Origin of the sequence: uncultured Porphyromonas sp. (assembly GCF_900541275.1) — a bacterium.
Lineage (GTDB): Bacteria > Bacteroidota > Bacteroidia > Bacteroidales > Porphyromonadaceae > Porphyromonas_A.
Window position 1 is genome coordinate 1 of record NZ_UQJH01000004.1, and the last position, 20,934, is coordinate 20,934.

Genomic DNA, 20,934 nt, shown 5'->3' on the forward strand with positions numbered 1-20,934 from the left:
TTGTGCAGAAAAGTGTGCAGGAACAGTCCAAAAAGCCAAAACGAAAAGGTTTCTTAGGCATATTCGGCAAAAAAGAGGAAACACAGCCAACGGAAACCACGTCCATGCTTTATTCACTCAATAGAAACGTAATCAACGAACAGAATACGCAAAGCTGCCGATTGTCAGAACAAGCCGATAGCCTTGCAGCTCGTAATGTTGAACTTAACAGGCAGCTGCAAGGATTGATATTCCAAATAGAAGAGAAAGTACAAACCGACCTGCAAAATAGGGAGACTGAAATAGCCGCTATGCGTGAAAAGTCTTTTATGCAGGTAGGCGGTTTAATGGGTTTTGTCCTTTTGCTGTTAGTCATCTCCTATATTATCATACACCGTGATGCAAATAGTATCAAACAATACAAGCGCAAGACAACGGATTTGATAGGGCAATTGGAACAGTCCGTGCAACAAAATGAGGTACTCATAACCTCCCGAAAGAAAGCGGTATATACTATTACCCACGAGTTGCGTACACCGCTGACGGCAATAACAGGCTATGCCGAACTGTTGCAAAAAGAGTGCAGCAATGGGAACAATGTGCATTTCCTTCAAAGCATACAACAATCCTCCGACCGTATGCGGGCTATGCTCAACACTCTGCTGGACTTCTTCCGCTTGGATAACGGCAAGGAACAGCCAAAAATGCAACCTTGCAGAATTTCAGCAATCACGCACATCCTTGAAACGGAGTTCATGCCCGTTGCCATGAACAAGGGACTGTCCTTGACCATGAAGAACGGGAATGATGCTGTTGTATTGACCGACAAAGAGCGAATAGTTCAAATCGGTAACAACCTGCTGTCAAACGCCATTAAGTTCACAGAGAAAGGTGGTGTGTCACTGACTTCCGACTATACCAACGGAGTGTTGACACTGACCGTCGAGGACACCGGTACGGGCATGACCGAAGAGGAACAGCACCATGTGTTCGACGCATTTGAACGCCTCTCAAATGCCGCCGCAAAGGACGGTTTCGGACTTGGACTTGCCATCGTTCATAATATCATGACGATGCTTCATGGAAAAATCAGACTGAACAGTGAAAAAGGGAAAGGAAGCCGTTTCACAGTAGAGATACCCATGCAGAAAGCCGAGGAACTGCCGGCGCAGACGATACACGACTATATCCACCCAAAGGAAAGAAACATATCAATGTCATCGCCATCGACAATGACGAAGTGTTGCTCCTGATGTTGAAAGAGATGTATGCACAGGAGGGAATACACTGCGATACTTGCACCGATACTGCGGAACTAATGGAGATACTACGCCGGAAAGAATATAATCTGCTGCTGACAGACTTGAATATGCCCGGTATAAACGGCTTCGAGTTGCTGGAACTGCTCCGCTCGTCTAACGTGGGCAATTCACAAACAATTCCGGTGGTCGTGGCAACCGCTTCGGGCAGTTGCGATGCGGAGGAACTTTTGGCAAAAGGCTTTGCCGGATGCCTGTTCAAGCCGTTCTCCATATCGGAACTGATGGAGGTTTCCGACAGGTGTGCCATAAAAGCGACACCGGACGGAAAGCCGGACTTTTCAGCCTTACTGTCTTACGGTAATGAAGCCGTCATGTTGGAGAAACTGATAACGGAAACTGAAAAGGAAATGCAATCGGTACGGGATGCAGCAGAAGAAAACGACCTGCAAGAACTTGATGCCTTGACACACCACCTGCGCAGCTCGTGGGAGGTGCTACGTGCCGACCAACCGTTGAGGGAACTTTATGGATTGCTTCATGGCGATGCACTCCCGGATGGTGAAGCGTTAAGCCATGCTGTGACTGCCGTGCTGGATAAGGGAGCGGAAATAATACGGTTGGCAGAAAAGGAAAGGAGAAAATACGAAGATGGATAAGACAAAAATAATAGTGGTGGAGGACAATATCGTGTATTGCGAATATGTCTGCAACCTGCTGGCACGGGAGGGCTACCATACCGTGAAGGCTTACCACTTATCGACAGCGAAGAAACATCTGCAACAGGCAACGGATAATGACATAGTGGTTGCCGACCTGCGTCTGCCTGACGGCAACGGTATAGACCTGCTGCGTTGGATGCACAAGGAAGGAAAGATGCAGCCCTTCATCATCATGACCGACTATGCCGAAGTGCATACCGCCGTGGAAAGTATGAAACTCGGTTCGATAGACTATATTCCCAAACAGCTTGTGGAGGATAAACTTATCCCCCTGATTCGTTCCATACTGAAAGAACGTCAGGCGGGACACCGCCGTATGCCCGTGTTCGCCCGTGAGGGTTCTGCCTTTCAGAAAATCATGCACCGAATAAAGTTGGTGGCGACAACTGATATGAGCGTTATGGTATTCGGTGAGAACGGCACGGGCAAGGAGCATATTGCCCACCTTCTGCACGACAAGAGCAAACGTGCGGGCAAACCCTTCGTGGCGGTGGACTGTGGTTCACTCACCAAAGAGCTTGCGCCGTCTGCATTCTTCGGACACGTCAAGGGAGCGTTTACAGGAGCGGACAGCACCAAGAAAGGGTATTTCCATGAAGCGGAAGGCGGCACGTTGTTTCTGGACGAGGTGGGAAACCTCGCATTGGAAACCCAACAGATGTTGCTCCGTGCCATACAAGAGAGACGTTATCGCCCGGTCGGTGACAAATCGGACAGAAGTTTCAATGTCCGAATCATCGCCGCCACCAACGAGGATCTGGAGGCGGCAGTGAGTGAAAAGCGTTTCCGGCAGGATTTACTCTACCGTCTGCACGACTTCGTGATAAGCGTGCCGTCGTTGCGTGACTGTCAGGAAGACATTATGCCGTTGGCAGAGTTTTTTCGTGAGATTGCAAACAATGAACTGGAGTGTAATGTGAGCGGGTTCAGTTCAGAAGCCCGAAAAGCATTACTGACCCACGTATGGCCGGGCAACGTGCGGGAACTCCGGCAAAAGATAATGGGTGCTGTATTGCAGGCACAGGAAGGTGTTGTTACGAAAGAGCATCTGGAACTTGCCGTAACGAAACCGACCTCACCCGTCAGTTTCGCCCTGCGCAATGACGCGGAGGATAAGGAACGGATATTGCGTGCGTTGAAACAGGCAAACGGCAATCGGAGCCTTGCCGCCGAACTGTTGGGAATAAGCAGGTCGGCACTATACAGTAAACTTGAAGAGTATGGACTTAAATATAAATTCAAGCAACCATAGCCCGCAATTCGCTGATTTTGGATGAATTTGACAATCGGAATTTGGTAGATCCAAGAAATAGTGTTATCTTCGCATTGAGCTATTTGAAATGATTGGGAATCATGCAAAATAATGAAGACAGGTGGTTTCTAAACCATTACCTATACCTCCGTTATTGGCCTACAATTGGTTGATAATCAGATATAATTTGGTTAGAGCAACAAATGTATAGCAAGGGAAATCGAAGTGTCCTGCTCAACGGTCATCCGTGAAATCAGGCGAAACTCCAAGCCAGACGGCACGTATGTGTGGAAGTATGCACAATCCAAGTGCGAAGCCCGCAAGCACGGCTTTAAAGGCAATCACCGCAAGCCTGAGGACTTATGGTGGCGTGTTGACCGCATGATAGAGGATGAGGACTGGTCTCCCAGCCAAATTGCAGGCGTGCTCAGACGTGAGGGTATTCACATCGTGAAGCAGACCATCTACAACCACGTCCATGCAGACACCACCGGAAAACTTGCTTCACATATGCCACATAGGCTCAAATACACAAAGAGGAGCAAGGCGTTGCGTCCTACGAAGGCTACCAATATCCCTAACCGTATAAGCATACACCAGAGACCAATGCAGGCTGACGGCACGCGCTTCGGAGACTGGGAACTGGACACTATCGTCGACTCGTACGGTCATGCCATTGTTACCTTAACGGAACGCTCGACTAACTACATTCTCATGGAAAGACTGCCGCAGGGACGGAAGGCGTTACCAACGGCAAAGACCGTGGCATAATTGGTTTTACCTAGTTTAAAAAAGAAATTATAATGAAAATATGGAGGCTAAGAATATAAAGATTAATAATGAATGTTGTTGTGGATGCAAAACAGAAAAGCCGGATCAAATTAAAGACAATTGTCCTGTATGTAATAATGAAGGGATTTCCGTTAGTAAAGTAACTGTTGAACATCTAGTGGTAGATGATTATCGTAATGCTGTTAACGGAGATCAATATAAGATTTGCATGAACGAGGACTGCGACGTTGTTTACTATAACTTAGATAATGAAATAAAATTCTTGAAAGACCAAGTTAGAGTTCCTATCTGGTTTAAGAAAGATGCAGACCCTAAGTATGCTTGTTATTGCAGCGAAGTCACAGAAAATCAGGTAATTGAAGCAGTTGTAAAGCATGGCGCGAAATCCGTAAAAGAAGTAAATGCCATCACTGGGGCAATGAAAAATTCTAATTGTAAAGAAAACAATCCGTTGGGAGTTTGTTGTCATAAGATTATTCAGGAAGCTATCGATAAAGGCTTGAAAATGAAATAATTACAGTCGATATGTTCCTACAAACGAGAGCCAATCTTTGATATGTTTCCATCTACGTGCGTGGATATGTTCCCCATAACCATAGGGGTTGAGACTGTAGTATTGATGTCAAGAAAACAGAATAACAAGCCATAAAACTTATAAAATCAATGGCTTATAGGATTTTAGAAGAAATCAATTCTATAATAAATTAAAAATCGTGTTGGTAGAAAAATCGTCTACTTCTACCAACACGATTTTACAAAGAGCCAGTACTTACATCTCTTTTTTTCCTGTAAAACTATTGTATCTTGATACTTTAAGGAGTTTCAATCATTCAGTTTGTTAGCCGTTATTTTTTGGATCTAAACTTAATAAAATAGCATTAATGGCGACGATGACTGTTGACACAGACATTAGGATTGCTCCTAATGCAGGGCTTAATGTGATACCAATAGGAGCCAAAATTCCTGCAGCTAGAGGGATAGCTATAATGTTATAACCAGCTCCCCAAAAGAGATTTTGTTTCATTTTACGAGTTGTTTTGTGTGCTAATTCAATAAATGATTCAATATCTCCTGGATCAGATTGAGTCAAGATGACATCAGCTGAATCCAACGCCACTTGAGTTCCTGCACCGACTGCTATTCCAACGTCTGCTAAGGCAAGAGAAGGGGCATCATTAACACCGTCACCTACCATGATAACTTTCTTTCCTTCTTCTTTAAGTGTTTTTACTAACTCATATTTGTCTTGTGGAGATTGATTTGATCTATATTCAATCCCTAAATCTTCTGCCGCGCCTTGAGCCGCTTTTTCATTATCACCTGTTGCCATAATCGGCTCTATATTGTTCTTTTTAAGAACTTTAATTAACTCTTTGCTCGTTGGTTTTAATTCATCCCCTAAAGCTACAGCACCAATAGCATCATCGTTTTCTACTAAGACACTGAGAGTTGCTCCTTTTGGAATATCCATATCCAGATTACGTCCGTAGGCTTTTTGGCTGATTAATTGGTAACTATGGCCCTTGGCTTTGCCTTCTACGCCAGCACCGGAAATCACATCAATTGAATCAAAAGATGCTGGACTTATACCTTGCTGCTTAGCGAAACTAATAATTGATTGAGCAATCGGGTGACTAGACCCTCCTTCAATACCTGCCAGTAAGGCAATGATTTCCTCTTTATTATATTTGTCATTAAGAAGTTTTACATCTAATACTTTAAACTCACCAGTTGTTAAAGTACCCGTTTTATCTAAAATCATCACATCTGCATCTTGAGCTATTTCTAAAGATTCTCGGTCTTTTACTAGTAAGCCACGACTTGCCCCTAAGCTTGTGCTACGAGCGGTGACCAATGGAATAGCTAGACCCAATGCGTGTGGACAAGCTATAACTAAAGTTGTGATAGCAAGTTTTACTGCCGTTGGGATGTCCGCTATAAGCGTCCAAACTACAAAAGCTATTAGTGCGACAATGATCGCAATATAGAAGAGCCACCCTGCAACCTTTTGAGCAATATTTTCTGCTCTGGAAGGCTGACTTTGAGCTTGGCTGATTAAATTCTGAACTTGAGAGATGAAGGATTGATCACCTGTCTCATTCACTTTAATATAAAGAACCCCTTCTCCATTTGTTGAGCCCCCGATTACTTCATCGCCAGGGCCTTTTTTTACTGCTTTTGATTCTCCAGTCAAAAGAGCTTCATTTAAACGTGATTCGCCACGCTCGATAGTTCCATCTGCTGGCACATTTTCTCCAGCTTGAACTCGAATTAAATCACCTACCTTTAAGTCAGCAACTGGTCGTGTTTCTATTGAATCGTCATCTAATACTACATGAGCATCTTTTGGTACTAGCTTAGCCAGTTCTTCTTGTGCATCTCCTGCTTCTCCAATAGCTTTCATCTCAATCCAGTGACCTAATAACATGATTAATAGTAATGAAGCAAATTCAAAGAAAAAGTCCATAATTTGTTCACCTGTTACGTAGCTTGCTATTACAGTATAAATACTATATAAATATGAAACACTTAAACCTAAAGAAACGAGAGCCATCATTCCAGGTTCTTTTTGTTTAAATTCGTCAACTGCCCCTTGATAGAATGGACGTCCACCATAAATAATTAATATAGTAGATAAAATAGCTACTACAATATCAGAATATGGAAAAGTAAACTGGAATGGTAGGTCAAACCCAGCCATAGGGGATAAGAGCATAATAATGATTCCTAGTGGTAATGACTTTAAGAAAAGTTCCTTAAAGTTACCGTGATGATGGTGGTCATGCCCTCCGTGCCCACTGTGATCATGCCCACTGTGCCCGCTGTGGTCATGCCCTCCGTGCCCACTGTGGTCATGACCAGCATGATGGTCGTGATGTTGATTCTTATGGTCTCTATGTTCTTCCGAGCTTACGTGCTCATGTTTTGAATGATCCATGTCGCCATGATTATGGTGACTGTGGGATGAATGTTTGTTGTTATTGTTCATTTTAAATTCCTCCTTATTCTTAATGATGATGTAAATGACATTTGCATTGTCTATGCGATTTCTGAAAAAAGTACACAGTTGATTGAATATTACTGGGACTGTATACCGGTCATTGGATTAAGACCTGAGAGTGTACACACCCGAAACGGGTTAGGTGCCAACTCATATACAAATATAAGCATTTATTACTAATGAGTACACACTTATTTTGCCAGTCCTCCACGGTCGTAGGACTGGCTAATTCGCATTTTGATCAGCGCACATTCTTTTACCGATATTAGAGATCACTAATACCGATATTAGTCGCGCCTAATATCGGTATTAGTAAATCCTCTGATCCAGGACCTAATTTTTCCCCACTCTGGGTGCGAGTCACACACATTAATATATAGCTGGGAAAAAGGCATCAGCATCTGCGCAAGGTGCTTGACGACAACCCCGAGTCCCCGGCATAAAGTGTATGGATAGATCCCGATGGAGATCGTCCCGATCGGTCCGACCTCATCGGATCGTCCGACGCGGCATTTTTGGTACCTTTACCTGCCCAATCATATAGGCCAATCAATCCAGTTTTAGCTTTGCAGAAATCGACTTTCCTCACCCTACTCCTGTCAGCGCTGACGCTCTGCTCTCCGCTCGGGGCTCAGACCCCGAGGGACGATAGTCCGGAGCTGCTATTCAGTGACTTCTACAGTCGGGCGCTCTGCCTTGAGCCGATCGACGTGGAGAGCGACCTCTCGCCCTACATTTCCCACCTCTGGCTGGCAAACCTTGCCGACTCGGTCCAGCCCTCAGCGCTCTCCGACATCGGCTTCCTCCTCACCCAGCTGGGTCAGCCGGAGCGCGCCCAGGCATATCTCATGCGCGCCTACCGCGCGTCACATGGGGATCACCTGATCGGTGAGCCTCTCGCTCGACTGGCGCTCGCCAATCAGGACTACGGCACCGCAGAGGAGGTGATCACGGAGCTCCTGGCCAAGGTGCCGGATGACCACTTCCTCCTCATCCTCCTGCAGCAGGCGTACCGATCGGAGGAGAAGTGGGATAAGGCGATCGAGGTGGGGAAAAAGATCGTCGAGCTGAGCAACGATGACCCGCGTCAGGTGTCGGGACTCTCGGGCCTCTACATACAGGCGGGGCGTCAGGCAGAGGCGCTGAAGCTGCTGGAGCAGTATGGCAAGAACCACCCGGGCGAGCCAACGACACAGACGGTACTCTTCTACCTCTACCTCTCTGACGGTGACTACGACCGCGCCGGGCAGGCTCTGGAGCAGCTGCGTAAGCAGGGCGCCGATAGCGACGCTCTGCGGGTGGCCGAGGTGACCTACCTCGCTCGCCGAGAGCGGTATCGCGAGGGGGCGAAGTACATACTCCGTCAGTCGCGGAGCGAGGGGATCGACCCGGAGCAGGTAGAGTCGCTGATCCAGACCTTATATAAGGAGTCCCCCAGTGCCACCGAGGCGCGACGAGAGATGGTGAGGGTGCGGCCCGACATTGCCAAGCTCTTTCCCCACACCCCGCAGCTCCTCCTCGGGCTCTCGCAGGATCATCTGCTGCTGGGCGACACGGTCGCCGCGGAGGCGATACTGAATAGGCTGGTGGATGACCGCGCCGAGCTGGTGTCACCATACGTCTACTTCACCGACCGCTATGCCGCCGCTGAGGATACGACACACCTCAGGCACTATGCCGAGGCGGGTCACGAGGCTCTGCCGGAGGAGGGAGTCTTCCGCCTTTACTTAGCCCTCCTCGCGGTCAATGCAGGCGACACGACCGGCTATCGCAAGCAGCTGGACGATGCCCTGACTGTGGTCTCGACTGAGGATCGATTTTATCCTCAACTGGCGCTCCTGCGGGCAGATGACCTGAGTGGCGGGGGAGACTTTGAGGCGGCAAGGCCCTACTACGAGGCAGCCGTGAGCCAGCCACTGCCCCCAGCGTACAATAACTACGCCTACTTCCTCACGGAGAAGTCCGGCACCCCGGCCGACCTCGATAAGGCGGAGAAGCTGGCCCGGCAGGCGATCAAGCTGGAGCCGGACAATGGGACCTACCTCGACACTTATGCTTGGGTACTCTACCGCAAGGGCTCATCGATGCTCGCCCTGATCTACATCAAGAAGGCGATCGAGGCGACTGAGACACCCGACCCGACACTCTACGAGCACCTCGCCGAGATCCTCACCGCTGAGGGTCGGTACGACGAGGCGATAGAGGCGTGGCGACACTGCCTCGAGAGCGGGGGCGACACGAAGAGGGTGGCACAAAAGGTAGAGGCCATCACGGAGATGAAAAAGAGTAAAAAGACCGAGCCGGTGACCGACTGACTCGGAGAAGAAAAATCAGTCACTTAGATCAAGGAAAAGCACCATGAGACAGACCATACATAGACCTGCATCCATCCTTCTACTCCCCTTACTGGGGGTGCTACTGCTCGTTGCCACCTCGTGCGGCTCACGGAGAAGATCCGTCGGTGGCTCGGGAGCCATGGGGACCCTCTCCAAGAGCGAAGTGATCCGAGGCTATGCCGCACTTCCCTCCTACCCCCTCGCCGATGCACGCGGTATGCTCTCCGTCTCAGCGGGCGACAAGGGCGATCTCTCGAGTGGCTACCGGATGTCGATCTACCCAGGGGAGGCGATGGTGATCTCGGCAAGGCCGATGGGACTCTTTGAGGCCGGTCGTGTGACGCTGCTCCCCGACCGGGTGGTGCTGCTGGATAAGATGGACCGCTATGGCGTGGATGAGGCACTGGACGTCACACCGGCGCTACCGGTCAGCATCCTTGACCTCTTCGGCTCCGTCAGCACAGCGCGCCTGGAGGAGATGAGTATGACCCGGGAGCCGGGAGGATACCGCTTCACCGACCGGGATAGCGGGAGCGAGCTCTTCATGGACCTGGACCTCAATCTCACCGGCATGTCGATCGACCTGCCGAGACGAGCGGGAGGGGTGACCGTCTCTTTCTCCCACTTCACCACCATATCCGGCTACCGTCCTCTCCCGCAGCGGATGAGCGCTGAGCTGCGTATGCCCTCGATGGGCGACCCAGCCACGCTGGCACTGACGATAACTGACTACGACACCAAGCCGTCGATGAGACCCGATAAGGCACTTCCCGACGACTATACCCGACTCAGCCTCTTCCGGCTGATCTCTGTAATCCTCGGCAAATGAAGCACCTCAAGACCCCCCTCTTGCTCCTCCTGCTCCTCTCCCTCTCCCTGACACCGCTCACGGAGGGGGCGGCACAGACGACGAAGAAGTCGGATGTGGTACGACAGCTGGAGAACCAGCGGAAGAAGATCCAGGAGGAGATCAAGCGGATCTCCGCACTCCTGACCCAGACCACCTCTTCGTCTAAGAATACCCTACAGCGCATCTCCCTCCTCGACCAGCAGATCCGCGCTCGTAAGGAGGCGATAGCGACGATGCAGAGCGAGGTGACTGCGCTCAATGGTCAGATCGATGAGCTGGAGGTGCAGCTGGACTCGCTACAGGTGCAGTTTGACCGCAAGCAGGTGAGCTACATCAAGTCGATCCGCGCTCTCCAGACCCACCACTCGACCGAGGATATGATGATGTTTGTCCTCAGTGCCAAGGACTTCGCCGAGGGGATGCGCCGGGCGGAGTACCTCGGGCAGTATGCCAAGTGGCAACGCAATCAGGCGGAGAAGCTGAAGGCTCTCCGCGCTGAGATAGAGGCTCAGAGGGCTGAGCTGGAGCGGGCGCGCGATAAGCAGCAGCAGCTCCTCAATGACAAGACCGCCGAGCAGACCAAGCTACAGGCGGATCAGGACGCTGCCCGTCAGGAGGCCACCCGACTGAAGGGGAAGGAGAAGGAGCTCCGGCAGCAGATCAAGAAGCAACAGCAGCAGGCCGCTGCCCTCGACCGGAAGATCCAAGAGCAGATCCGCAAGGAGGTGGAGGAGGCTCGGCGAAAGGCTGAGCTGGAGGCTCAGAAGGCCCAGAAGGGGAGCAAGGTCAGCCGCCGTCGCGCTGCCACCAAGGGCGGCTATGCAATGACGGAGAAGGAGATCAAGCTGTCGAAAAACTTTGCCGACAATCGGGGTAAGCTCCCCAGCCCGATCTCCGGTCCGAGCCGGGTAGTCTCCCGCTTCGGTCGGCAGAAGATTGCCGGTATGCAGTATGTCGAGCTGAATAACAACGGCATCGACCTGCAGGGTGCCGCAGGAGCACGGGCACTCTCCGTCTTTGATGGCGTGGTGACGCGCATCTTCACCCTCGAGGGCTTCAATAACAGCATCATCATCCGCCATGGTAATTACCTCACCGTCTACAGCAACCTGACGGAGGTCTTTGTCAAGACGGGCGACAAGGTCACTACCGGGCAGGCTCTCGGTAAGGTCTACTCCGATCCCGACGTGGGCGGTGCGACGAAGCTCCACTTCCAGCTCTGGAAGGAGACCACCAAGCTCGACCCCTCTGTATGGATCAGGCACTGACCCCTACCCTCCTCTCGCTCCGTGAGCTGAGCGAGACGCTGGAGGGACGTCCTTTTGTCGCCACGGTAGGCTCCTTCGACGGAGTCCACCTGGGACATCGAGCGGTGATCGAGAGGACCGTCCACGAAGCAGAGAGAGGGGGGGACGCCTCCGTGGTGATCACCTTTGACGGACATCCCTCCGAGGTGCTCCACAAAAGTGCTCCGCCTCTGATCACCAGCACGACCGAGAAGATCCGCTACCTCGCCCCCCTCGGGGCGGATGCGATCTTGCTCCTCCCCTTTACCCCTGAGCTGGCCGCCCTCTCGATGAGCGACTTCATCGGGGCGCTCCGGGAGATCGGACTGACTCGGATGGTACTGGGGTACAACAGCCGATTTGGGTGCGACACATCAGGGATCCCCTTTGACCTCTTTGACAAAAAGATGGCAGCGCTCGGTGTGCCGGTGGATCGCGTGTCACCGGTGAGTCCGGGTGGTAAGGAGGTGAGCAGCAGCCACATCCGGGAGCTGCTCGCTGAGGGACGTATCCCGGAGGCGGAGGCGCTACTGGGGCACCCCTACAGCCTCTGTGGCTACGTCGCGGGGGGACGGCAGATCGGGCGACAGATGGGCTTCCCCACAGCGAATATCGTCCCCGAGGGAGCGGCCCCGCTGATCCCGAGGGATGCAGTGCTGGCAGCGGAGGTACTGCTGGACGGAGTCACCTACCCAGCGATGGCCTACTACGGCACCGCACCGACGATCAGCGCCGACGACAGAGACTACAGGATCGAGGCCTTCCTCCTCGACTTTAGCGGTGACCTCTACGGGGATCGTGTGGAGATCTCTTTCCTTCTCTACCTCAGGGGCGACAAGCGCTTCGACAGCCTCGAGGAGCTGAGGGAGCAGCTACTCGAGGACGAGGAGGCTACCCGAGACTTCTTCCGCAAGAGAGGTCGCAGCGTATAGAGCCAAAAATTGCTACCTTTGTAACCACTATGAGACTAAGATCTTACCATACCATTGGGCTGGCGATCATCACCCTACTGATGACCGCATCGTCCCTACGTGCGCAGGAGTCGGTGATCGACTCGCTCACGGTGCGCAATATCTTTGACGAGCTGGCGCTCATCAAGGAGGGCGAGGGGACGGTCTTTATCACGCAGTCGCCCGACATTGCAGCGCTGGTGCACAATCGCCCCTCGCTGATCACTAAGGACGACCTCCAGGCAGGCTACACCTACAGGAGCGGCTACCGGATCCAGGTATTCAGTAGCAACGACACCAACGCCCGCAGCACTGCCTCCTACCGAGCACGACAGCTCAAGGATGCCTACCCGGAGATCGAGACCGATGTGCTCTACAAGGCACCCTTCTGGAGCGTCCGGACCGGTAGCTTCGTCACTCGCGAGGAGGCGAGAGACTTCATAGCTCGGCTCAAGGGGCGATTCCCTGCCTTTGCCCGAGAGATGCATGTGGTGCCGTCTAAGATCAAAGTACCACTCTAACGACTGACCCATCACTATGACCTCACGTCACGACAACCCCTACTTCACCGAGGAGGTCGATCCGCAGGAGATACAGGAGCGGACCGACCGACTGGCTGAGCTCTCCCGTCAGATCCTTACCGAGCTGGGTGAGGATGCCGGTCGCGATGGCCTCCAGGAGACGCCAGTACGCGTCGCCAAGGCACTCCAGGCACTCACCCGAGGCTACCATCAGGATCCCAAGGCGGTGCTCCGTGCTGCCACCTTTGAGGACGACTACAGCCAGATGGTGATCGTGAAGGATATCGAGTTTTACTCCCTCTGCGAGCATCATATGCTCCCATTCTTCGGCAAGGTACACATCGCCTACATACCCAACGGCCACATCACCGGGCTGAGCAAGCTGGCCCGCATCGTGGACATCTTCTCCCGTCGTCTGCAGGTGCAGGAGCGGCTCACGAGGCAGATCAAGGACTGCATTGAGGAGGCGCTTCACCCGCTCGGCGTGATGGTGGTGATCGAGGCGCGGCACCTCTGTATGCAGATGCGGGGCGTGCAGAAGCAAAATGCGATCACGACGACGAGCGACTTCTGCGGCGCTTTTGAGCGGCAGAGCACCCGATCCGAGTTCCTCGAGCTGATCCACCACGAGGGTAAGGGATACGTTTAATCTTAATAGAAAAAGGAAAATCATCATGAGCAATATCAAGCACACCCTGATCCTCTGCCTGGGAGTCCTCCTCGGCATGACCGCCTTCGGCAGCGCTGAGGCACAGTTCCACTGGGGACTCCGCGCCGGAGCCGACTTCTCCAAGTTCCCCACCACGGCGGAGCAATTTAAGTCCGACTACTACACCGGCTTCCACGTCGGTCCGACGGTCGAGCTGCAGCTGCCTCTCCGCTTCTCCATCGATGCCTCACTGCTCTTCTCTCAAAAGAAGGTGGGGATGACTATGGAGGAGACAAAGGCGAAGGACATCCTGAAGACCAATTACATCATCGTGCCGGTGAATGCGAAGTACGACCTCGTCAGCCTCCCTGGTGCGGACGTAATGGTCATCGCGGGACCGCAATTCAATTTTATGCTCAGCAACAACCTTGGGGACCTGAAGGACCTGAATGCCCTGCGGGAGACTGAGGCCAAGAAAGCGTCTGTCGGAGTCAATGTCGGTCTCGGCGTGCGGGTGCTGAAGATGCTGCAGATCTCTGCGCTCTACAATGCCACGCTGTCAGACGACTACAAGTTTACGAGCCTCAATCAGACGACGAAGGATGTCTTCAATGCCAAGACCAATAGCTTCGTCATCCAAGCCGCTGTCCTCTTCTGATAGAGTCAGCTGCCGTTATATAAGGAGAGACGCACCATCCGGCGAGGATGGTGCGTCTCTCTTTTTTTACTTGATCACCGCGCGACCGGCGTAGACGGCAGCGATGCCGAGACCGACGCTGAGGAGGATGTAGAGTGCCATCAGGCTATAGGCGCCGCTCTCCTTGAGCATCAGGCACTCCTTGGAGAAGGTGGAGAAAGTGGTGAAGCCGCCACAGAGCCCCACGGTGAGCCCCCGAGCGATCGCCGTATCGAGCGAAGTGGTCTCCGCAAGGGCGGTCAGCAGCCCGATGAGGAAGCAGCCGAGGAGGTTGATCACAAGTGTCCAAAGCGGGAAGCCGTGTACGAGAGTGGGCAGAGGGAGCAGCCCGATGCCGTAGCGGAGGATGCCGCCCAGCATACTGCCCAGTCCGACGAAGAGTATAGTTCTCATTATATATTCTAAGCTGTGAGTCCGGAGAGTCGCTCGAGGATCGTCGTCGCCTGGCGGAGCGTCTCCACACCACGGACGGAGATACTGCGGTCGCCTTTCTCCTCTTTAAATCGTAGCTCCTCGCCCCACTGAGCCGCAGCCTGGAGGATGTGGGAGAAGAGCGGACTCCTGTAGTAGGGGCTGTGGAGGTCGCGGACGAGGGTCAGCTTGAGCAGTCCGCGCTTGAGCAGCACCCGCTCCACGCCACACCGCATCGCCAGGAGGCGCAGCTCCACCACATGGAGCAGCTCCTCTCCCTCGCGTGGCATCGGACCGAAGCGGTCCACCATACGGTCGTAGAAGTCGAGAAGATCCCTCTTCCGCTGGATGCTATCCAGCTCCCGGTAGAGGCGCATCCGCTCCTCGTCTCCCGGGACATAGGTCTGGGGGAAGTAGGCAGCCACATCGGTGTCGATGGAGGTATCGGTGACATAGGACCGGCGGTGCCCCTTCTTGTCGGAGGGAGAGGGGCTCTCTGCCTGCTCCACAGGCTCCTCCTCTGTCGGAAAGAGATCGGCAAACTCCTCATCCTTAAGCTCCCTGACCGCCTCCTCCAGCACCTGCTTGTAGGTCTCGTAGCCGAGGTCGGCGATGAAGCCGGACTGCTCCGAGCCGAGGAGGTTTCCCGCGCCCCGTATGTCGAGGTCCTGCATGGCGATCTGGATACCGCTCCCCAGCTCCGCAAAGGAGACGATGCTCTCGAGTCGACGCTTCGCTGTATCGGTCAGCGCATCCGCCGGGGGCGTCAGGAGGATGCAGTACGCCTGCCGATCCCCGCGCCCTACCCGACCGCGGAGCTGGTGGAGGTCGCTGAGACCGAAGCGCTGCGCCTCATTGACGATGATGGTATTGGCATTGGGCACATCGATCCCATTCTCCACCACGGAGGTGGCGAGGAGCACATCGTACTCCTGATTGACAAAGCCGGTCAGCACCTTCTCCAGCTCCTTAGGTGGCATCTGACCGTGACCGACACCTATGCGGACGCCCGGCACCGCCTTCCGGATATCCTCCTCCACACTCTCCATGGTGCGGATCCGGTTATTGATCACAAAGACCTGCCCATCCCTCGCCAGCTCAGCATTGATCGCATCGGCGAGCACCTCGGGGCTGTAGGTGGTGTGGTCGGTCCGCACGGGGTGACGATTGGGCGGCGGAGTGAGGATATTGGAGAGGTCGCGGGCGCCCATGAGGGAGAATTGGAGCGTCCTCGGGATCGGCGTGGCGGTCATCGTCAGCGTGTCCACCTCAGCGCGCATCTTCCGGATCTTCTCCTTCACAGCAACGCCAAACTTCTGCTCCTCATCGATGATCAGCAGCCCCAGGTCCTTAAATTTCACCCCCTTCCCCGCCAGCGAGTGGGTGCCGATCAGTATGTCGATCTTCCCCTCCGCGAGATCCGTCAGCAGCTGCGTCCGCTCCTTCCCCTGCCGTGCGGCATTGAGGTAATCGACCCGCACGGGGAAGTCCTTGAGCCTTTTCTTAAAGGTGTGATAGTGCTGGTAGGCAAGCACGGTCGTCGGCACCATCACCGCCACCTGCTTGCTGTCGGCGCACGCCTTAAATGCCGCCCTCACGGCGATCTCCGTCTTGCCGAAGCCGACATCCCCGCAGACAAGCCGGTCCATCGGCACGGGCGACTCCATATCCGCCTTCACCTCCTCCGTAGCCCGCTCCTGATCGGGCGTATCCTCATACATGAAGGAGGCCTCCAGCTCCTGCTGCAGGTAGGTGTCGGGGCTAAAGGCGAAGCCCTTCATCTTCAGCCGCTGGGCGTAGAGCTTGATCAGGTCGCGGGCAATCTCCTTGACCTTCTTCTTCGTCTTGTCCTTGAGCCGATCCCAGGCACCGCTGCCCAGCTTATTGAGCTGCGGAGACTCCTCCACATCCTTGCTCTTGTACTTGGAGATGCGGCTGAGGGCGTTGATGCTGACGTAGAGGCTGTCGCCGCCCTTAAAGTTGAGCCGCACCGCCTCCCTTTCCTCCCCATTTTGCTCGATCTGGCAGAGCCCGCCAAACTGTGCCACCCCGTAGTCGGAGTGGACGACGTAGTCCCCGTACTCAAATCCCCGGATGTCCTGCAGTGTCAGCGCCGAGCTCCGCTTGCGGATGCGGTCACTCTTGAGCCTATAGCCGTGGTACCGCTCGAAGATGGAGTGGTCCGTCAGCAGGCAGAGCTTGATCTCGTGGTCGATGAAGCCCCCGTGCAGCGTCGGTCGCAGCGGGACGAAGTGGACCGGCTGCTCCCGCTCGGCGAGGAGCCTGTGAAGTCGCCCCAGCTGGCTCTCTTGGTCACTCATGATCATCGTCGCAAAGGACTGATGCTGGGAGTCGGAGAGCGTCTCGGCGAGGAGGTCCATCTTCTTATGAAAGAGGGGCTCCGGCTGCTCGCGGAAGGCGATCTCCTGCCACTGCGACTGCTCCCTCAGGTCGACGCCCCCGGTGAGGAGCGAGAAGTGCTCCAGCTGCTCCATCACCGTCTCCGGCTCGATCAGCCGCGCCTGCATCTCCTCGAGGGTGTGGAAGATATTGTCCTCCGGATGGACCGGGGGCATCTCGTAGACCGTGCGGAGGGTGGAGGGGAAGAAGGAGTGGCTCGGCAGATAGACCACCGCCTCCGCCGGCAGCAGCTCGAGGAGCGAGGTACCCTTGCTCTCACTCTTGCTATCTACCGGTGCCAGGATCCGCACCCGCTCCATCGTCTCGCCGGAGAGCTGGCTCTCGGGGTCAAAGAAGCTGATCGTCTCCACCTCATCACCGATGAAGTCGATCCGCACCGGTAGGTCCTGTGCGTACGAGTAGATGTCGATCAGACTGCCGCGGACGGCAAATTGTCCCGGCATGTAGACGTAGTCCGTCTCCTCGAAGCCCAGCGACCAAAGCCGCTCGCGGAGAGACTTCCGCTCATACTCCTCCCCGAGCGCGATGTCGATATGCCCCGCCTCATACTCCGCCTGGTCGGCAAAGCCCTCCGGCAGCGCCGCCGCATAGGTGACGATGATCCGTGGTGGCACCCCGCCACCCCTCAGCCGATCAGCGATCTCGCTCCGCAGCACCTCATTGGCCGCATCGGGCTGTCCGTAGCGGATGCCACGACGATAGAGCGAGGGGAGGAAAAAGACCTGCTCCTCGCCCCCCATCAGGGCGACCAGGTCACTCTGCAGGTAGCCCGCACTCTCCTCATCGTCACAGACGAGGAGGAAGGTCGGCACCTGTGCGAGCCGATCCGCCAGCTCGGCAAAGAGGAGCGCCGGAGCGGAGCCGGCAAGACCGGAGAGGAAGAGCCGGGCGGGACTCTTCCGCTCCTGGGCGAGGGAGCGGACGATCGTCTGCAGAGCGGGATGCTTCCCGTAGAGGCCCCGCAGCGTACTTAAGCCGACAGTCTTGGCTGTCGTTTCTTCTGGATCTTTGTTCTTCATGTACGGGGGCAAAGGTACCGCTTTTCCCTCACCCCGAGTGGACTAAAAGCCGTAGCTCACAGGGGTGACGCATTTGGATTTGCTCAAGGTCTCCCCTAGGTAAAAGGCGAGCACGCCTGTCGGGGTGCTCGCCCTGCCGACCTCCTTAGGGTCATCGGACAAGGGCGTATGTGAAGACCGCTACATAGGAGACTCTCTCCGCACCCGAAGGGTGCTCGCTCCATAGGCATCGGTCGAGGCACGAAGTGCCGATGACCGATGTATAAGCGTACACATCATCCCTCGACCCCTTGCGGGTCGCCGGCATTGGAGATGTCTGCTCGGCGACCCACAAGGGGTCGAGGTGGTAGGCTGGGGCTCTGTACATCGGTCACCGCTTCGCGGATGACCGATGCCTATGGAGCGAGCACCCCTGTCGGGGTGCTTCGTTCGGCACTCTTCACGATGAGTTGAGTGGCTTCTGTAACGCTCAAATGCGTCAGCCCTGCCGTATCTCAGTTCCAGCGCCGGCCCGGGACTGCCCCTGCTCATAGAGAGCAGCCCCCGCTGAGGACCGACTTTATCCTCCTCGAGTATACGCCTGAGGATCAGTAGCAAGGAGCGCCCTCCCTCTAGCGTATTTCTAATACCGATATTAGAGTTCACTAATACCGATATTAGAGTTTACTAATACCGATATTAGAGTTCGCTAATATCGGTATTAGGATTGACGCTTATCCCAAAAACAAGTACATTTGCAACGTGTACCATATTGGTACACATAAGAGCAAAGCAAGAAGGATTATGATCATAGTCACGGCAAGAGACTTTAGGGGCGAGCAAGGGAAGTACTTCCGGATGGTAGAGAGGGGCGAGGACGTGGTCATCAAGTCGAGAGACCACGGCTCCTTCAAGCTTGTTCCGATCACAGACGATGATACCCTGCTCTCTAAGAAGGAATTCTTTGATAAGATCAGGCAGGCAGAGGAGGAGATAGAGGCTGGAGAGGGCAAGGACTTTGCCACCGCTGAGGAGGCAGCGACCTATTTCCGCTCCTTATAGTGTATCACATCAAGGCCTCAAAGACCTTTGAGGAGGACCTCAAGAAGCTCAAGAAGCGTGAGGCTAAAGTCTCCAGAAAACCCTTAGACTCATCGAGGAGGTAGCTGAGCATCCTGAGTCAGGGACCGGCAAGCCGGAACCGCTAAGGGGACTGCCACCGGGGAGGTGGTCACGGAGACTGACCCAGAAGCACCGACTGGTATACCGGATAGTAGAGGAGGCGAAGGAGGTCCACCTGCTATCCGCCTATGGACACTACGACGACAAATAGCACCGGATGCAGGGTGTAGGGGAATCAAAAAATGGCTAACTTCGCATCAGAATCAACCACGATTACTTGATACAATCCCAATAATGACTGACCCTGCTGTCCCCTCCGCAGAGACGACAACGACTCACCGAGCCGGACCGATGGCTAAGGAGATCCTCCTGATCGTCATCGGCTCCTTCCTCGAGGCGCTGGCGTATGGTGGCTTCATCGCCCCCAACGATATCATCCCCGGTGGGGTCTATGGTATCACCATCGCCCTCCACGAGCTGACGAAGGGGGTATTTGCTTTCGCTCCCGACGGACTGCCGATCGGGACGACGGCGCTCTTCTTCAACGTCCCCCTCCTCCTCCTGGCGATGCATAAGCTGGGGCTGAAGTCGGGACCCAAGACGGTGCTCACCTTTATCCTCATCTCGCTTTTCACCGACGGGATCACCCTCTTCCTCGACCACAAGCCGATCATCGACGATATGATCCTCGCCTCCTGCTACGGCGGGGCGATCCTCGGTGTGGGGGTCTTCCTCGTCTTCCGTGCCGAGAGCACGAGCGCAGGGACGGACGTGCTGGGGCGGATCATCGCCAAGGGACGGAATATCAAGCTCGGCACCTGCATCATCATCATCGACTCGATCGTGGTCGTCTTCGGCCTGCTGGTCTTCCGGGACATCAAGGTGCCGCTTTACTCGTGGCTCACCATATTTATATACGGTCGGGTGGTCGAGTTCCTCTCGCCCGAGAACCCCAAGAAGGCAGTCTTCATCGTCTCCACTCAGGTGGAGCCGATCCGTCAGTGCCTCTCCGCCCTCGGCGTGCGGGGATCGATCCTCCACGGACGGGGCATGTACGAGGGTGTGGAGCGCGAGGTGCTCTTCATCGTCGCCGAGCGGAAGACACTCCGCCGCATACGAAGCGAAGTCAGAGCCCTGGACCCCAAGGCCTTTATCTCCACCATGGATGCCGGCGAGGATCCGCTGCCGATCCCTAAGGCTCCTCATCAGTAATCTCTTATGTCTAAGCTAAGTCCGGAAATGTGTACCGTCCCCGTGGACGGCGAGTATGATCCCTCGGTGATGCGCTTCCTCCACATACGCACCCACCTGCGTGAGGAGCTGTCCACCGGCAAGTACCCGTATCGGGTCGATATCACCTGGCCCTACGATGGGGACGAGAAGGGGCTCCCCGACCCTGAGACCGCCGATGCGATGAAGGGCTTCCGCGAGCGGGTGATCGACGAAGCGCTCGAGCGGGACAAGCTTGCCCTACTCGCCTACGAGGTGGTGGGCGAGGAGCGCTGCCTCTGGTGCATCTACACGCGGAATATCCCAGCCTTCCAGGAGATGCTCAACGAAGCCTCCGCGGAGCTGCCGGACTACCCGCTGGAGATCTATGCAGAGGAGGACCGGGAGGGTCTCGCCTTTGGCGAAGTGGAGCCGCTGATCGCGGCTGAGTAGCCTGCCCGTAAATGCAAAGCGGGGAC

The 20,934-nt window shown here is 54.5% G+C and carries 17 protein-coding genes and 1 pseudogene; 15 read left to right on the forward strand and 3 right to left on the reverse strand.

The features are described from left to right. The 4 genes and pseudogenes from QZR17_RS03535 to QZR17_RS03550 all read left to right on the forward strand — a co-directional run. A pseudogene (locus tag QZR17_RS03535) lies at window positions 1–1,897 on the forward strand (ATP-binding protein); the annotation flags it as partial. Beyond that, window positions 1,890–3,212 (forward strand): sigma-54 dependent transcriptional regulator, encoded by a 1,323-nt coding sequence (locus tag QZR17_RS03540; RefSeq protein ID WP_297127705.1) that lies wholly within the window; start codon window positions 1,890–1,892, stop codon window positions 3,210–3,212. The pseudogene QZR17_RS03535 and the gene QZR17_RS03540, both read left to right, overlap by 8 nt. Before the next feature lie 225 nt (window positions 3,213–3,437). Then, window positions 3,438–3,983 (forward strand): IS30 family transposase, encoded by a 546-nt coding sequence (locus tag QZR17_RS03545; protein WP_297127707.1) that lies wholly within the window; start codon window positions 3,438–3,440, stop codon window positions 3,981–3,983. A 40-nt stretch (window positions 3,984–4,023) separates the two neighbouring features. Further along, on the forward strand, window positions 4,024–4,518 hold the full coding sequence (locus QZR17_RS03550) for a Csac_0668 family 2Fe-2S cluster-binding (seleno)protein (RefSeq protein ID WP_363171299.1): 495 nt from the start codon (window positions 4,024–4,026) through the stop codon (window positions 4,516–4,518). Window positions 4,519–4,842: 324 nt separating this feature from the next. Here QZR17_RS03550 and QZR17_RS03555 read toward each other — a convergent pair whose 3' ends face one another. Further along, entirely contained in the window at window positions 4,843–6,993 is a 2,151-nt protein-coding gene (locus tag QZR17_RS03555) for a heavy metal translocating P-type ATPase (protein ID WP_297127709.1), read from the reverse strand. Between the two features lie 578 nt (window positions 6,994–7,571). Here QZR17_RS03555 and QZR17_RS03560 point away from each other — a divergent pair. From QZR17_RS03560 to QZR17_RS03590, 7 genes are read left to right on the forward strand one after another with little or no spacing between them, the layout of a single operon-like run. Beyond that, entirely contained in the window at window positions 7,572–9,320 is a 1,749-nt protein-coding gene (locus QZR17_RS03560) for a tetratricopeptide repeat protein (protein WP_297127712.1), read from the forward strand. Between the two features lie 43 nt (window positions 9,321–9,363). Further along, window positions 9,364–10,170, forward strand: coding sequence for a hypothetical protein (locus QZR17_RS03565; RefSeq protein WP_297127714.1), 807 nt, complete (start codon window positions 9,364–9,366; stop codon window positions 10,168–10,170). Further along, window positions 10,167–11,459 (forward strand): peptidoglycan DD-metalloendopeptidase family protein, encoded by a 1,293-nt coding sequence (locus tag QZR17_RS03570; RefSeq protein WP_297127717.1) that lies wholly within the window; start codon window positions 10,167–10,169, stop codon window positions 11,457–11,459. Before QZR17_RS03565 ends, QZR17_RS03570 begins: the two co-directional genes overlap by 4 nt. Beyond that, window positions 11,444–12,409 carry a riboflavin biosynthesis protein RibF gene (gene ribF / locus QZR17_RS03575; RefSeq protein ID WP_297127719.1) on the forward strand — a complete coding sequence of 322 codons (966 nt, stop codon included), beginning with the start codon at window positions 11,444–11,446 and terminating at the stop codon, window positions 12,407–12,409. The genes QZR17_RS03570 and ribF overlap by 16 nt, the downstream gene beginning before the upstream one ends. Before the next feature lie 29 nt (window positions 12,410–12,438). Further along, window positions 12,439–12,948, forward strand: coding sequence for an SPOR domain-containing protein (locus QZR17_RS03580; RefSeq protein ID WP_297127721.1), 510 nt, complete (start codon window positions 12,439–12,441; stop codon window positions 12,946–12,948). Between the two features lie 16 nt (window positions 12,949–12,964). Beyond that, on the forward strand, window positions 12,965–13,597 hold the full coding sequence (gene folE, locus QZR17_RS03585; RefSeq protein WP_296158779.1) for a GTP cyclohydrolase I FolE: 633 nt from the start codon (window positions 12,965–12,967) through the stop codon (window positions 13,595–13,597). 25 nt (window positions 13,598–13,622) lie between these two features. Then, on the forward strand, window positions 13,623–14,255 hold the full coding sequence (locus tag QZR17_RS03590; protein WP_297127724.1) for a porin family protein: 633 nt from the start codon (window positions 13,623–13,625) through the stop codon (window positions 14,253–14,255). Between the two features lie 66 nt (window positions 14,256–14,321). Here QZR17_RS03590 and QZR17_RS03595 read toward each other — a convergent pair whose 3' ends face one another. Together QZR17_RS03595 and mfd are read right to left on the reverse strand one after the other, a co-directional pair. After that, the gene (locus tag QZR17_RS03595; protein ID WP_297127726.1) at window positions 14,322–14,687 is read right to left on the reverse strand and encodes a CrcB family protein; all 366 of its coding nucleotides are present in this window, start codon (window positions 14,685–14,687) and stop codon (window positions 14,322–14,324) included. Window positions 14,688–14,695: 8 nt separating this feature from the next. Further along, complete coding sequence (gene mfd / locus QZR17_RS03600; RefSeq protein ID WP_297127729.1) at window positions 14,696–18,145, reverse strand: transcription-repair coupling factor; 3,450 nt, start codon at window positions 18,143–18,145, stop codon at window positions 14,696–14,698. A gap of 783 nt (window positions 18,146–18,928) precedes the next feature. Here mfd and QZR17_RS03605 point away from each other — a divergent pair. The 4 genes from QZR17_RS03605 (at window position 18,929) to QZR17_RS03620 (ending at window position 20,908) form a co-directional block, all read left to right on the forward strand. Continuing rightward, a complete protein-coding gene (locus QZR17_RS03605) occupies window positions 18,929–19,186 on the forward strand; it encodes a prevent-host-death family protein (RefSeq protein WP_296158774.1) in 258 nt (85 codons plus the stop codon). Between the two features lie 91 nt (window positions 19,187–19,277). After that, window positions 19,278–19,457, forward strand: coding sequence for a Txe/YoeB family addiction module toxin (locus tag QZR17_RS03610; RefSeq protein ID WP_297127942.1), 180 nt, complete (start codon window positions 19,278–19,280; stop codon window positions 19,455–19,457). A gap of 83 nt (window positions 19,458–19,540) precedes the next feature. Beyond that, a complete protein-coding gene (locus tag QZR17_RS03615) occupies window positions 19,541–20,458 on the forward strand; it encodes a YitT family protein (RefSeq protein ID WP_297127731.1) in 918 nt (305 codons plus the stop codon). 6 nt (window positions 20,459–20,464) lie between these two features. Then, entirely contained in the window at window positions 20,465–20,908 is a 444-nt protein-coding gene (locus QZR17_RS03620) for a DUF695 domain-containing protein (protein ID WP_297127733.1), read from the forward strand. The last annotated feature ends 26 nt before the right edge of the window (window positions 20,909–20,934 follow it).

What these genes read in the sequence shown, in the direction of transcription:
- ribF (WP_297127719.1), top strand. Translation starts at nt 11,444, where the DNA reads ATGGATCAGGCACTGACCCCTACCCTCCTCTCGCTCCGTGAGCTGAGC.
- QZR17_RS03565 (WP_297127714.1), top strand. Translation starts at nt 9,364, where the DNA reads ATGAGACAGACCATACATAGACCTGCATCCATCCTTCTACTCCCCTTA.
- QZR17_RS03605 (WP_296158774.1), top strand. Translation starts at nt 18,929, where the DNA reads ATGATCATAGTCACGGCAAGAGACTTTAGGGGCGAGCAAGGGAAGTAC.
- QZR17_RS03615 (WP_297127731.1), top strand. Translation starts at nt 19,541, where the DNA reads ATGACTGACCCTGCTGTCCCCTCCGCAGAGACGACAACGACTCACCGA.
- QZR17_RS03540 (WP_297127705.1), top strand. Translation starts at nt 1,890, where the DNA reads ATGGATAAGACAAAAATAATAGTGGTGGAGGACAATATCGTGTATTGC.
- QZR17_RS03570 (WP_297127717.1), top strand. Translation starts at nt 10,167, where the DNA reads ATGAAGCACCTCAAGACCCCCCTCTTGCTCCTCCTGCTCCTCTCCCTC.
- folE (WP_296158779.1), top strand. Translation starts at nt 12,965, where the DNA reads ATGACCTCACGTCACGACAACCCCTACTTCACCGAGGAGGTCGATCCG.
- QZR17_RS03590 (WP_297127724.1), top strand. Translation starts at nt 13,623, where the DNA reads ATGAGCAATATCAAGCACACCCTGATCCTCTGCCTGGGAGTCCTCCTC.
- mfd (WP_297127729.1), bottom strand. Translation starts at nt 18,145, where the DNA reads ATGAAGAACAAAGATCCAGAAGAAACGACAGCCAAGACTGTCGGCTTA.
- QZR17_RS03580 (WP_297127721.1), top strand. Translation starts at nt 12,439, where the DNA reads ATGAGACTAAGATCTTACCATACCATTGGGCTGGCGATCATCACCCTA.
- QZR17_RS03620 (WP_297127733.1), top strand. Translation starts at nt 20,465, where the DNA reads ATGTCTAAGCTAAGTCCGGAAATGTGTACCGTCCCCGTGGACGGCGAG.
- QZR17_RS03555 (WP_297127709.1), bottom strand. Translation starts at nt 6,993, where the DNA reads ATGAACAATAACAACAAACATTCATCCCACAGTCACCATAATCATGGC.
- QZR17_RS03550 (WP_363171299.1), top strand. Translation starts at nt 4,024, where the DNA reads ATGGAGGCTAAGAATATAAAGATTAATAATGAATGTTGTTGTGGATGC.
- QZR17_RS03595 (WP_297127726.1), bottom strand. Translation starts at nt 14,687, where the DNA reads ATGAGAACTATACTCTTCGTCGGACTGGGCAGTATGCTGGGCGGCATC.